This window comes from Buttiauxella cochleicola (assembly GCF_021283185.1).
GTDB classification, from domain to species: Bacteria; Pseudomonadota; Gammaproteobacteria; order Enterobacterales; family Enterobacteriaceae; genus Buttiauxella; species Buttiauxella massiliensis.
In genome coordinates this window covers 282,345-295,672 of sequence record NZ_JAJSOS010000006.1, presented here as the reverse complement: position 1 = coordinate 295,672, position 13,328 = coordinate 282,345, and the positions used below count along the sequence as shown (strand labels likewise).

The window sequence follows — 13,328 nt, the reverse complement described above, 5'->3', positions numbered from 1 at the left end:
GTTGAAAAATCTTCAGGTGAATTGCCGCTATATTGTTCACCTGAAAATAATGATTAATCGCGCTCCCCGTTGGTTATTGCATCAATACTGTCAGGCAACAGACGAATTTCCGCCGCGCGGCGATGCGCCTGCATTCCTTCGGTACGGCTTTGACGAAGGGCGGGCTGCGCTACCGCCGCGATGCCGTGGTTGTCGATCCACTGGTGCGTGCAAATCTTCACATACGCGCCTACCCACAATCCGCCGGTATAGCGGGCGGCAGCCATGGTCGGCAAAGTATGGTTGGTGCCGCAGCATTTGTCGGAGAACACCACGCTGGCGTTTTGCCCGATAAACAGCGAGCCGTAATTGCGGATTTTGCTGGCCGTAGCATGTGGGTCGCGAGTGTGCACCTGCAAATGTTCGGTTGCCATGTGATCGGCCCACGCGATCAGTTGCTCTTCGTCGCGGCAGATAACAATTTCACCCTGCCGCTTCCAGGCTTCACCAGCGGTTACAGCCGTTGGCAAATTCGTTAGCTGGCGCTCAATTTCTGCAAGCGTGGCACGGGCGATTTGCGGGCTGGTTGTCGCCATGCCAACACGGGTATGCACGTCATGTTCGGCCTGAGCCAGCAGATCGGCGGCCAAAATGCGCGGGTCGGCGCTGTCATCGGCAATCACATAAATCTCACTTGGCCCCGCCAGCGCGTCTATTCCCACTTTGCCAAACACCTGGCGTTTAGCTTCATTAACAAAGGCGTTGCCAGGCCCGACAACTTTATCCACCACCGGGATAGATTCCGTTCCCCAGGCCATGGCGGCAATCGCCTGCGCCCCACCCACTTTAAAGATGCGATGTGCGCCCGCCAGGTGGCAAATGGCGATCATTGCCGGATGCGCGCCCGGTGGCAGGCAGGCAATAATTTCATCACAACACGCGACCACCGCCGGGACGATGGACATCACCGGCGCGGATAAAATCGGGTAGCGCCCGCCTGGCACATAACAGCCCACCGTTTGAATCGGGATAATGCGGTGCCCCAAATGCACGCCCGGCAGCGTTTCGATATCCAGCGGCTGCATGGTGGCCAGTTGCGCCTGCGCAAAACGCTTCACCTGGGCAATGGCAAACTCGCTGTCCTTGCGGGTTTGCGGGTCAAGCTCCGCCAGCGCGCTGGCGATTTCATGCTCTGAAACTTCAAATTTGTCCGGTGTTGTTTTATCAAATTTGGCCGAATAATCGCGCAGCGCGGCATCGCCACGTTCACGCACCTGGTCAATAATATTTTGCACCGTCTCGGTTAGCGTGCGGTCGGCCTGAACATCCTGCCCCTGCGGGCGTTTAATAAACTCAACATCAGCTTCAGAAATCGTGCCCATCTCTTATTCCTCCATTTGTCCCAGTTTGATTTGCGCCAGCAGTGCCAGGTGATCGTAAACCACCCATTCGTCGACGATTTTGCCGTTAACGATGTGGTAATGAGACATACCCATCACGAACAGACGTTCGCCAGTCGGTTTGCCCAATTCGCCATAACCAAGGTGATGGCCTTCCATAATCCAGCGTACCGCCACTTTAGTGCCGCCTTCGTCGCAAGGGTTGGAACAGATATGCTGCGGCATCCAGGCGCCGTCCGGGATCATGCCAATCAGCGCCAGCGTCTGGTGGATCACTGCCGCCTGGCCGTACAGCTCTTTCATTAATGGGCCGTGCCACTGCACGTTTGGCGCATAAACGTCTTTGATTTTGCCGAGCATGCGGCGGTTATAAATTTCGTGCAGCCAGCGCAGACATTGCTCTTCGGTATCGGTATGAGCGATTGACACGTCGCATTCCATTTCCGGCGGGTATTGCCCCAACATGCGGCGGTTTTCACCGATATCGGTCACGCGGAAGCCTTTATCGAACTGCTCTTTTGCCATGCCGTGCGCTATCACATCGGTATCAAGCCCCAACTGGCGCATCATCGCCATGTTGTCGCTGACCACCCATTCGCGATAAATCTTATTCTCGTGAATCATGCAGTCCGCCACGGTGCGGGTCACGAAGGTGCGGTTGGTCGGTTTGCCCAGATGGCTGTATTGGGTGTGGCGGCCCGTGCCGGTCACCAGGTGGGATGTGTAAAAACCGTCAACATCGTTACCATTCCAGATAACCTGAGTCGCCATGCCGCGGCGTTCCGGGAAAGCAATTAAACGCTGCAAGGTATCCTGCACCACTTGCTCGCGGTTATACATGGTGCCGAGTGCGTTATATAAAACGCAGTTGTGCGTATAGTGGGTATAAATTAAACCGACGTCGCGTTCGTCCCATATTTTATGCGTGCAGCGCACGATGTAATCGACAATATCGGTATAACAATCATCAAAGCCACGTAATGATTGCACGCGTGGGCGTTTCTCCGGGACTAAATCAACAAAGTCTCGGCGTTCGACTTGTAATACAGGTTCATCGCGAGTGGGTTTGGTATTGCTTTTCTCTGAAGCTACTGGCGTTTTATTGGTTGTTTCAGTTGAAGACATATGACCTCCTGCGTTATTTGAATGCGCGACAGAATTTGTCAGCGCACATTATTCAGGGATAGGAATATCCCTCACCTGCAAATGGCGATAATCTTTATTTCTTTGCTTAGATATTTGGCGAGGAGATTATCCCCGCCACTATTAATGAGTAATCAATTGCAATTAATTAAAAATCTGTGACCAAATTGCTAATTCATCCACACCTAAATATTCACGAATAATTAAACCGTCGCGTAATTCCAGCTGGCTAATACCGGTAATAGAAACCGGGCGTCGTGTCGGCGTGCCGAATTTCCCATAACCGTCGTGCCAGGTTAAAAGCGACCAACGTAATGAAAGGCGTACCGGTTCGTTTGCATCGCGTCGGACAACTAAATGGTGCAAATGCGTTTCGCTATCGGCAAACGATGCGCGATAGCCCGATAAGAACCCGCCAATATCCTGCTCGCCTGTGCACAGTACATGCCCCGGCCCGTGCAATGTGGCAGCAGGATGATAAAGCCCCGGCACCACGCCGCTGTTCCCGCCCGCCCACATCGACAAATAACGTTCCACCAGCCCTGCTAATGGGCCGTCGACGTCATCACCTTCCGGGCCGCCAGCCCAACGGGCATCCATCTCTTCGGCGCTGATATTTTCAAGCCCGGCTTCGCGGCGTGCATCCGCCAGCTGGCGGGCAAAATCACGCACTTCCACACCAGTTTGCAAAATGATGGCGGCGCGGTCTTGCAACAACCACTCCTGACGCACTGCGCCTTCTGCACAGACGCGGTCAGCCCAGGTACGCACCCAAATAGATTTGCCACTCGGTTTACCAAAGAACCCTTCGCCCTGATGCTGAATACAGGCCACTGTGCGTTGGGCGGCGTAATATTCCGACTGCGGCGAATGGGAGCAGAGAATATCTTCGGTCAATACCGTGCGCTGCGGGAAGCTGTGCATCGCTTCGAGCGTCAGGCGCATAAACTGTGAAAGGTCATTGAGCTGTCTTTCCGGTGTGTTAAACACCACCGGCGTGGCGTAAAAATCCGCCAGTTGGCCGATATCTTTTTGCTCCCACACCACATGGGTCAGCGTCAAAATAAACTGCTGGATAGAGTCAAACTGAGGGCTAAAGCCCGGCAACCTGGTCATTCAACCTCCTGCGGCTGGAATAAAAACAGCCCATCTTTTTCGATAACGCCAGAGCGTGGACGCCTTGCGGAGTGTCGCACCACCAGCACGCCGGGAACCACAACCTGTTCCGGCTCAATGTTTTCACTTTCAATCTGTTTCATCAGCAGCGCTAACGTGGCGCTGACCATGGCATCTACGGGCTGCGACGCCGATGTCAGCGCATAAGATGGCCAGCCGGACGGGCCGGTATCGTCATAGCCAATGACCGAGAGATCTTCAGGAATGCGCAGGCCAAACTCAAAGCGGGCGACGTCCATAACGGTGAGCGCCATATGGTCGTTGGCGGCAAAAATGGCATCCGGTGGATTGGGCGATGAAAACAGTTCCCAGGCCGCTTTCGCCGTTATTTTGGCATCGTAATCGCCCTGCACCACGCGCACATTCTGGATCCCATGGCGTTCTAACGTGCTGATAAATCCGTTCTGGCGCGCTACGTTGACCGACGAATCGGAAAGCCCGGCGACGTAAGCAAAGCGCTGATGCTCGCCCGCCAGCAAAAACTCGGCAATCTGCCGGGCGGCGGCTTGGTTATCGGTATTCACGCTCGACGCCGTGGCATTTTCTTCGCTGCGGTTAAACAGCACCACCGGGATCCCGGCGGCGACACACTCTTCTGAAAGCTCCACGGACAGCGATACCGAAGCCAGCACGATCCCATCGACGCGGTATTGCATGATCTGGTCAAAAATCCGGTCGACGTTACCGTCGCGGTCGCCGACAAACAGCAGCAGGTGGTAGTTCAGCTCGTCGAGTTTCTGCGCCAGCGCTTCAAGCACCTGCGGGTAAAACTGGTTATCAAAATAGGACATCACTACGCCGACGATGCGCGAGCGAGCGGTGTTCAGTGAACGGGCGATGGCATTTGGCCGATAGCCCAACTCACGCGCCGCCTTCAGCACCTTTTCACGGGTGGCTGGCGAAATACTCGCCCCCGGAGTGAAGGTTCGCGATACCGCCGATTGTGACACCCCCGCCACTTGCGCCACCTGCTGCGAAGTCACGGGGCCAAAAGTCTTACGTTTCATGGTCTGGTATTCCTTGTCCGCATCCCACTGGAATGCCTGTTTTTTATACTTACACCATCTTTGCATGCGTATGCAACAGACAAAATTATTTTTTTCACATTTGCGCTATCGACCTTTACAAAATTGAAACCTTTTCGTAACTTCAATTTTTGAATACGTATGCAGAAGACAAAAAATACGCCGTCAATTTTACCGGTGACGCAAGTGATCGACAAAGGATTGCACCGGTTAATGCCGTACTTGATTGGTTACAACCCATTAATATTTAAGAGGTTCACCACATGTTTCGTGCACTCTTTAGTCGTTCCGAAGTCAGACTGTTTTTTACCATTAGCGTGCTGTTCTTCATTTGCATCCACAGTATTGATGCGTTCCTCGCCCCGATGTTAATCAGCGAAGGAATGCAGCCTGAAGTGGTGGGAATGATTATGGGAGCCAGCGGATTAGCAACGTTGTTCGTGCGCTTCCCGATTGGCATTTTGTCCGATGTGGTAAAAAGCCGAAAAATCTTTATCCAGTTCAGCCTGCTGCTGCCGCTGGTGACCTGGCCGATTGCTTACTTCGAGCCTAACGCCACCACGCTGTACCTGGCAAAAGCGGCCGATGGTTTCACGGCCGCCACCTGGGTGCTCTATAACATTCTGTTTATCCGTTACTTTGATAAGAAAGACGCTCCCGCTGCCGTTGCTTTACTGGCACTGGCCGGGCCGCTGGGCGTGTTCCTTGGCAACTGTATCGGCGGTTTGTTAATGCACTTCTTTGATAAAAACATCGGCTATTTTATTTCAAGCATTGCGGCAATGCTCGCGCTTGTGCTGACCTTCCGCATTAAAGAAATTCACGATGCCGCCCGCGCACCAACGCTGAAAGCCTGCCTGACCAGCGCAAAGCGCCAGCTGGCGGATCCCTCGGTCTGGTTTATCGGCTTACTGGCGACGATTGTTATTCTCGTGCCGTTTGCGACACGCGACACGCTGACGCCAATTTACGCGCAGCAGCTCGGCGCAAAAGCGGGGATTCTGACTCTGCTCAGCAATATTCATCTGATTTTCTACGCGCTGGCTATCGCCCTGTGTAGTTCGGTCTTTTATAAGCGCCTGGGCCTGGTGAACACCGCTGTGATCGGCATTATTCTGCAGGTGATTTCCAGTATCGGTATTCCCTTCACCAGCAATATGTATCTCATTTATTTCTTACAGGCGATGGCGGGCTTCTCGTTCGGCATGGCGTTCGCGGTGTTTATGTCGTTGAGCGTGGTGAACACGGTTGAAGATGAGCAGTCCACGCGCATGGGCTTGTTCCAGACCATTTACTCCGTCGGCATGTTTATTGGCCCCGTCGCCATGGGCTTAATGCTGCAACATATTAATCTGTCGTCGGGTTATCTGGTGATTGGCGCGCTTTGCGTGGTGGCTGCATTCTTGACGCCGATGGCGGCTCGCAGCGTGGAGCAACGCCAGATTAGAGCGACACAAAGAAATATGCCGAAAGTTTCATCCGCACAGGAATATGCCAATAAGACCAGCCAGTAAATGTAATACGTCACACTTTATTTAATCCGATTCGACCCATTCACCCGCTTTGCCGGGCGGGACAGTTACGCATATAAAAGGAAAGGAGAGCGTCATGGCGCAATATTTAAAAACCAGTAAATCTTTATCTGAACGTCAGCAGGCCAATAAACAAATCAGTATTGTGGTTGAAAATACGCTGGCAGATATTGAACAACGCGGTAACGAAGCGATTCGTGAGTTATCCATTAAGTTCGATAATTACGACCGCCAGGATTACCGTTTATCGCAAAGTGAAATTAATGCCTGCATTAAACAGTTAAGCCGCCAGGATATTAAAGATATTGAATTTGCCCAGCAGCAAGTTTTCAACTTTGCCACGGCGCAAAAAGGCTGCCTGACGGATCTGGAAATTGAAACGCGCCCCGGCGTTATTCTCGGCCACAAGAATATTCCGATTAATGCCGTCGGATGTTATGTGCCAGGCGGTAAATATCCGCTATTAGCCTCCGCGCATATGTCGATTATTACCGCCAACGTCGCGGGCTGTTCGCGCATTATTAGCTGTGCTCCGCCGTTTAATGGCCGCCCTGCCCCGGCAATTGTTGCCGCTCAGGCAATGGCGGGTGCAACCGAGATCTACGCGCTCGGCGGGATTCAGGCGATTGGCGCGATGGCACTCGGCACCGACACTATCGCGCCTGTCGATATGCTGGTCGGCCCCGGTAACGCATTTGTGGCGGAGGCCAAACGTCAGCTGTTTGGCCGCGTGGGAATCGACCTGTTCGCCGGGCCAACGGAAACGCTGGTGATTGCCGATGAAAGTGTCGATGCCGAAATGTGTGCCACCGACCTGCTCGGCCAGGCCGAACACGGCGTGACGACTCCGGCCATTCTCCTCACCAACTCGCTGAAACTGGCTCAGGAAACGATGCGTGAAGTTGAGCGCCTGCTGACGCAGCTGCCAACCGCGGAAATTGCCCGCCAGGCGTGGCGCGACTACGGCGAAGTGATTGTCTGCGACAGCTACGAAGAGATGTTGCAGGAAGCCGACCGCATCGCCTCCGAACATGTGCAGGTGATGACTACCCGCGACGACTGGTTCCTCGCCAACATGACCAACTTTGGCGCGCTGTTCCTCGGGCCGCGCACCAACGTCGCCTACGGCGATAAAGTCATCGGCACCAACCACACCCTGCCAACGCAGAAAGCCGCGCGTTATACCGGCGGTTTGTGGGTCGGAAAATTCATGAAAACCTGCACCTGGCAGAAAGTGCTGAGCGATGAAGCCTCCACGGAAATTGGCAGCTACTGCTCGCGCCTGTGCCAGCTGGAAGGTTTTTCCGGCCATGCGGAACAGGCCAATATTCGCGTGCGCCGCTACGGCAATCAGGATGTGCCTTACGCAGGCACCGTTCCGGCGGTGGATATCGAGAAGGCATCGTAATGATGGCGCTTCCTTGCACACCGGAATTTCGCCTTGATAGCCAGCGGGCGTTAGTCACCGGCGGCTCCCGTGGCATCGGTTTTGCCGCAGCCATCGCGCTGGCGCGTGCCGGTGCGCAGGTGTGGATTATCGCCCGCCAGCCCGAACAGCTTGACGAGGCGGTCAAAAGTGCCGCTGCAGAAGGCCTGCAATTACACAGCGTGGCGCTGGATATTACCGATACCGCGCAGGTTGGCAAAACGCTGGCGGAGTTACCGGGCTTCGACATTCTGGTAAACAGCGCCGGGCTTGCGCGCCATCAGCCTTTCCTTGAAGTGAGTGCAGAGAATTTTGATGCGGTGATGGCGCTGAATTTGCGAGCCACTTTCTTTGTCAGTCAGCAAGTCGCTCGCAGCATGAAGCTGCGCCAGGTCGCCGGTTCAATCATTCATATTTCCTCGCAGATGGGCCATGTCGGCGGGCCGCAGCGCAGCGTCTATTGTGCGTCGAAGTTTGCCCTCGAAGGATTGACCAAAACTATGGCGCTGGAGCTTGGCGAATCGGGCATTCGCGTGAATACGCTGTGCCCGACGTTTATTGAAACTGAACTGTCGCGCGCCAATCTGGCCGATCCTGCTTTCAGTCAATACGTGCTGGATAACATTAAGCTGAAACGGCTGGGAACGCTGGAGGATGTGATGGGGCCGGTTGTGTTTCTCGCCTCGCCTGCTGCGGCAATGATTACCGGCACGTCGTTAATGGTCGACGGCGGATGGACGGCAACATGAATACTTCGCCTTTGCTGGAAAATCATGATGTGCCGCTGATTTTGCTCGGCGGAACGCTGTGCAATGGGCGGTTGTGGCAGCCGCTCGTCGAGCAGCTGAATGTCGCGAATTATAGTTGCGTCACGCTCAGCGGCGGCGATTCTGCTCACGCGCTGGCAAAGCAATTGCTTGAGGTACTACCGCCACGTTTCTGCCTGGCGGGATTTTCCCTCGGCGCGATGGTCGCGCTGGAAATGGTGGCGCAGGCGCCGCAGCGAATTGCCGGGCTGGCGTTGTTGTCCATCAACCCGCTGCGGGATCTGCCGGAAAATGCGACCACGCGCCGGGCGGCAATAAAGGAAGCGGCAAGCCAGGGGATCGCATCGTGGCTCACTAAAAATATGTGGGCGAAGTATGTCGCGCCGCATCGTCTGGATGACGCGGCACTTCATCAAAAGGTTGTTCAGATGGCGGAGGAATGCGGCCTCGACGTTTTTGCAAGCCAGACGGAAGTGGCGATTTCCCGCGATGATCATCGCGCAGCGCTGGCCGCTTTTACCGCGCCGATTCTGATAATCAACGGCGCTTATGACGCCATTTGTACCCCACAGCATCATCAGGCGGCTGCCGCTGCCGCCCCGCAATCCCGCTGGTTAACGCTGCCGGAAAGCGGCCATTTCCTTCCCCTTGAATCACCGCAGTTAGTGGCAATCGCCCTGCGCAACTGGATACAGGAGTCAGCATTATGAGAAAAAATCCGCTCAAAGCGGCCTTTCGCCAGCAGCAACCGGTTATTAACGGCTGGCTGGCGATCCCATCGGGCTACAGCGCCGAAATCGTCGGGCATCAGGGTTATGACTCGGTCACCGTCGATATGCAGCACGGCATGATTGATTTCGCCAGCGCGCTGTCGATGCTGCAGGCGATTTCCGCGACGCCTGCCACTCCGCTGGCGCGCGTGAACACTAACGAACCGGCGCAAATTATGCGTCTGCTTGATGCGGGTGCCTGGGGAATTATCTGCCCGATGATTTCAACGCCTGAACAAGCCCAGCAGTTTGTTTCAGCCTGCCGCTACCCGCCGCTTGGCAACCGCTCTTTTGGCCCGGCGCGCGCCCTTTTATACGGCGGCAAAGATTATCCGCAGTATGCCAACGAAGAGATCCTGACGCTGGCGATGATTGAAACCCGCGAAGGGCTGCAAAACCTCAATGCGATTCTCGATACCGACGGGCTGGATGGCGTGTTTATCGGGCCGAACGACCTTTCTTTAACGCTCACCGGCAGCGCGAGCGCCGAGTCTCAACACCCGGAAATGCTGGCGGCGATTGAGTTAGTGCTCAGCCGCTGTCGCGCCCATAACAAGCTCGCCGGGATTTTTTGTACTTCCGGGCAGGCCGCCGCGAATCGCATTGCCCAAGGCTTTAACTTCGTCACTCCGGCGAATGACGTTATGCAGCTTGGCAGCGCGTCACGTACCGCTATCGCCGCCGCGCGCGGTGAAACCCCGCCAGCCAGTGGCGCATCTGGATATTAATGGAGAACATTATGCAAACCATCACTCTGACCCAGGAAGAAGCCCAGCGCCGTCTGGTGCGCCCTGAAGATCGCGTTTCCTGTAGCGTGGCATTTATTGACTGCAAGTTGCCGGGATCGCACCTCAAACAAAACTATTCATTTATTGGCCCAGGCGTGACTCAGTCGGCTTCGCAGGTGGTGAATATTCCCGAGCCGCACGGTTTTAATATCGGTGCGGCGGCGATGCCAAAAGGCGTGACCAATAATTTGCATCTGCATTTCACTGCCGAAGTGTTTTTGATTCATGAAGGGAGCTGGCGTTTCCGCTGGGGCGCTAACGGCGAGCATCAGGCAGAATTTAGCGCTCCGGCGATTTTGTCGATTCCGACGTGGATTTTCCGTGGCTTTACCAACGTCAGCCCAACGGATACCTGCGGCATGGTGTTCACCGTATTGGGCGGTAATAACACCGGCGGGATTATCTGGCATCCGTCGATTCTCGACGCGGCTAGCGAATACGGCCTGTATCTGAGCCGCGATAATATGCTGATTGATGTGGAAGCCGGGGGAAAAGTCCCTGACGAAGCCGATTTGTTACAGCCGCTGGGCGCGGAGCATATCGCCGCGCTGCGCGATTATTCGGTTGAGGAAATGAGCCAGCGAGCGGTGACGGGCGAACAACGAAAATGGTCGGTAAATGCGCTGCTGGATTCGGTTTTGCCGGGTCACGGTGGCGAAATAGCACCGGTGATTGGCTACGGAGTTTCGCAAGATCTGCATAACACGCCGCCAATGCTTAACCCGCACGGGTTCTCCGTGGAGTGGTTGCGCATTCAGCACGACAATCACATTGGCCTGCACTGCTGCCCGGATGTTCAGGTTTTGATGGTGTTTAAAGGGACGCTGGAAGTGACGTGGAATCGCCCTGGCGAAGAAGTGACGATTGTGGCTGAAGAAGGTTCAGTGATTTCCGTGCCTGCGGGGAGCTGGCGTAAATACCGCGCGGTTGACGGCGTGATGGAAGCGACGCTGACGACGCAGGGCGATCATCGTAAAAAAATCTACTGGGATGTAGAAATTATTGAGCAGGCGCTGGCGCGGGATCGCTGTCTCGATCCCGACGGCTATGTGGCTACGGCAAGTATTTTGCCTGTAACCGCACGCCGGGCGGGTGAGAAAATAGCTCGCGCGTTGTAGACGAGCTTCTCATTATATTGCAGGGATGCATGGCGGCTGAAAGAAACCGCGTGACGGCTTACTTCTGAGCGGTTACGCGGCTCGCAAGCGTTGAGAGGTCGTTATCGGGGAATGGGCTTTCCATGGAAAAGTCCCATTCTTGCGCAGCACAAACACCGTCACTGTTGCCGTGGTTCTCACATTGCGCAATCCGTTTCGCCGGGGCATTCCCACAAGCAACAAAAAAAGCAACAGCGATGACAGCAGGAACCATAAACTTAATCATTAATCTTTTTCTTCATTAAATAAAAACACTGAATGAGGAGAACTGCCTGGTTGTTGATTAACTCATTCAAAAAAATATTATATTATACAAATATATTTTAAGTAAATTTTCTTCTCAGGAAAAAATTGATTTATCCGTTTTTGCCCACCAATTTCATTCATGTTTTTGTAACCCACCGATAACACCTCGCTGTATTTATGTGCATTCTGAATTTGAAACAGCGTTTTCAATTCCTTTCGGTGCAAGTTACCTCTATAATGTGCGCGTCTTGACTTGAATGGTTTCAGCGCATTGAACTGTCCTAATATACTAGAAAGCAATCAATATCCCCGGCAGGCTGAACCGCAAGCACACTTTCCTCTGCACGCTTTATTTCTGTCACCTATCCTTACCGGGTGGCACATGAACAATACCAGCTTTAGTTTGCGCTCCGGCGCCCGTATCGACCGGAACCGAATTTTCACAATCCTTCTCAACTTACAGATAAGACTGTCATGAAAAAGACTAAAATTGTTTGCACCATCGGTCCAAAAACCGAATCCGAAGAAATGCTGAGCAAAATGCTTGATGCTGGCATGAACGTTATGCGTCTGAACTTCTCCCACGGTGACTACGAAGAACACGGTCAGCGTATCAAGAACCTGCGCAACGTGATGGAAAAGTCTGGTAAGAAAGCAGCTATCCTGCTGGACACCAAAGGTCCTGAAATCCGCACAATCAAACTGGAAGGCGGCAACGACGTCTCCCTGAAAGCGGGCCAGACCTTTACATTCACCACTGACAAAACTGTTGTGGGTAACAGCGATATCGTTGCTGTAACTTACGAAGGTTTCACCAGCGACCTGAGCGTGGGCAACACCGTACTGGTAGACGATGGTCTGATCGGTATGGAAGTGACTGCAATCGAAGGCAAAAACGTTGTTTGTAAAGTACTGAACAACGGCGACCTGGGCGAAAACAAAGGCGTTAACCTGCCAGGCGTTTCCATCGCACTGCCAGCACTGGCTGAAAAAGACAAGCAAGACCTGGTGTTCGGTTGCGAGCAAGGCGTTGACTTCGTTGCTGCGTCCTTCATCCGTAAACGTTCTGACGTTGTTGAAATCCGTGAACACTTAAAAGCTCATGGCGGCGAAAACATCCAGATCATCTCCAAAATCGAAAACCAGGAAGGCCTGAACAACTTCGACGAAATCCTCGAAGCTTCTGACGGCATCATGGTTGCTCGTGGTGACCTGGGCGTTGAAATCCCAGTTGAAGAAGTTATCTTCGCTCAGAAGATGATGATCGAGAAATGTGTTCGCGCTCGTAAAGTTGTCATCACTGCAACTCAGATGCTCGACTCCATGATCAAAAACCCACGCCCTACCCGTGCAGAAGCTGGTGACGTGGCTAACGCCATCATCGACGGCACCGACGCAGTAATGCTGTCTGGTGAGTCTGCTAAAGGTAAATACCCACTGGAAGCTGTGACCATCATGGCTACCATCTGTGAGCGTACTGACCGCGTGATGACCAGCCGTCTGGATAACAATCAAGACAGCCGTAAACTGCGTATCACTGAAGCAGTTTGCCGTGGTGCAGTAGAAACTGCAGAAAAACTGGACGCTCCAGTTGTTGTTGTTGCGACTCAAGGCGGTAAATCTGCTAAAGCTGTGCGCAAATACTTCCCTAACGCAACTATCCTGGCTCTGACCACCAACGAAGTAACTGCTCGCCAGTTAGTTCTGAGCAAAGGCGTTGTTCCTCAGCTGGTGAAAGAAATCGCATCTACTGATGATTTCTACCGTCTGGGTAAAGAAGTTGCACTGGAGAGCGGTCTGGCTCGTAAAGGCGACATCGTAGTGATGGTTTCTGGTGCTCTGGTACCAAGTGGCACCACCAATACTGCGTCTGTTCACGTACTGTAAATTTCCTGTGAACGAATAATTTGCTTAAAAAG

At 53.6% G+C, this 13,328-nt stretch carries 13 protein-coding genes; 8 read left to right on the top strand and 5 right to left on the bottom strand.

Annotated elements, in window-relative coordinates:
• Positions 1-53: 53 nt before the first annotated feature.
• The 4 genes from hisD (LVQ76_RS11850) to LVQ76_RS11835 all read right to left on the bottom strand — a co-directional run bounded on the left by hisD (LVQ76_RS11850) (position 54) and on the right by LVQ76_RS11835 (position 4,705).
• Positions 54-1,361, bottom strand: a complete 1,308-nt coding sequence (gene hisD, locus LVQ76_RS11850) for a histidinol dehydrogenase (RefSeq protein ID WP_232921716.1) — start codon at positions 1,359-1,361, stop codon at positions 54-56.
• A gap of 3 nt (positions 1,362-1,364) precedes the next feature.
• Positions 1,365-2,504 carry a nuclear transport factor 2 family protein gene (locus tag LVQ76_RS11845; RefSeq protein ID WP_232921715.1) on the bottom strand — a complete coding sequence of 380 codons (1,140 nt, stop codon included), beginning with the start codon at positions 2,502-2,504 and terminating at the stop codon, positions 1,365-1,367.
• 162 nt (positions 2,505-2,666) lie between these two features.
• A complete protein-coding gene (locus tag LVQ76_RS11840; protein WP_232864345.1) occupies positions 2,667-3,638 on the bottom strand; it encodes a nuclear transport factor 2 family protein in 972 nt (323 codons plus the stop codon).
• Entirely contained in the window at positions 3,635-4,705 is a 1,071-nt protein-coding gene (locus LVQ76_RS11835) for a LacI family DNA-binding transcriptional regulator (RefSeq protein WP_232921714.1), read from the bottom strand. Before LVQ76_RS11835 ends, LVQ76_RS11840 begins: the two co-directional genes overlap by 4 nt.
• A 281-nt stretch (positions 4,706-4,986) precedes the next feature.
• On the opposite strand from LVQ76_RS11835, the gene LVQ76_RS11830 reads away from it, so the two are divergent.
• From LVQ76_RS11830 to LVQ76_RS11805, 6 genes are all read left to right on the top strand, one after another.
• Positions 4,987-6,237: an MFS transporter gene (locus LVQ76_RS11830; protein ID WP_232864343.1), complete on the top strand. Its 1,251-nt coding sequence runs from the start codon at positions 4,987-4,989 to the stop codon at positions 6,235-6,237.
• Positions 6,238-6,331: 94 nt separating this feature from the next.
• Positions 6,332-7,663 (top strand): histidinol dehydrogenase, encoded by a 1,332-nt coding sequence (hisD, locus tag LVQ76_RS11825; protein WP_232864342.1) that lies wholly within the window; start codon positions 6,332-6,334, stop codon positions 7,661-7,663.
• Positions 7,663-8,430, top strand: a complete 768-nt coding sequence (locus tag LVQ76_RS11820) for an SDR family NAD(P)-dependent oxidoreductase (RefSeq protein ID WP_232864341.1) — start codon at positions 7,663-7,665, stop codon at positions 8,428-8,430. The genes hisD (LVQ76_RS11825) and LVQ76_RS11820 overlap by 1 nt, the downstream gene beginning before the upstream one ends.
• Positions 8,427-9,158 carry an alpha/beta fold hydrolase gene (locus LVQ76_RS11815; protein WP_232903781.1) on the top strand — a complete coding sequence of 244 codons (732 nt, stop codon included), beginning with the start codon at positions 8,427-8,429 and terminating at the stop codon, positions 9,156-9,158. The genes LVQ76_RS11820 and LVQ76_RS11815 overlap by 4 nt, the downstream gene beginning before the upstream one ends.
• Positions 9,155-9,946, top strand: a complete 792-nt coding sequence (locus tag LVQ76_RS11810; protein ID WP_232903782.1) for an HpcH/HpaI aldolase family protein — start codon at positions 9,155-9,157, stop codon at positions 9,944-9,946. The genes LVQ76_RS11815 and LVQ76_RS11810 overlap by 4 nt, the downstream gene beginning before the upstream one ends.
• Before the next feature lie 11 nt (positions 9,947-9,957).
• Positions 9,958-11,124: a cupin domain-containing protein gene (locus tag LVQ76_RS11805; protein ID WP_232903783.1), complete on the top strand. Its 1,167-nt coding sequence runs from the start codon at positions 9,958-9,960 to the stop codon at positions 11,122-11,124.
• 58 nt (positions 11,125-11,182) lie between these two features.
• On the opposite strand, the gene LVQ76_RS11800 is transcribed toward LVQ76_RS11805, so the two are convergent.
• Positions 11,183-11,389 carry a hypothetical protein gene (locus LVQ76_RS11800; RefSeq protein ID WP_064518370.1) on the bottom strand — a complete coding sequence of 69 codons (207 nt, stop codon included), beginning with the start codon at positions 11,387-11,389 and terminating at the stop codon, positions 11,183-11,185.
• Positions 11,390-11,662: 273 nt separating this feature from the next.
• On the opposite strand from LVQ76_RS11800, the gene ynhH reads away from it, so the two are divergent.
• Entirely contained in the window at positions 11,663-11,887 is a 225-nt protein-coding gene (gene ynhH / locus LVQ76_RS22470; protein WP_502258292.1) for a protein YnhH, read from the top strand.
• Positions 11,884-13,296, top strand: coding sequence for a pyruvate kinase PykF (pykF, locus tag LVQ76_RS11795; RefSeq protein ID WP_034455914.1), 1,413 nt, complete (start codon positions 11,884-11,886; stop codon positions 13,294-13,296). The genes ynhH and pykF overlap by 4 nt, the downstream gene beginning before the upstream one ends.
• Positions 13,297-13,328 lie beyond the last annotated feature (32 nt).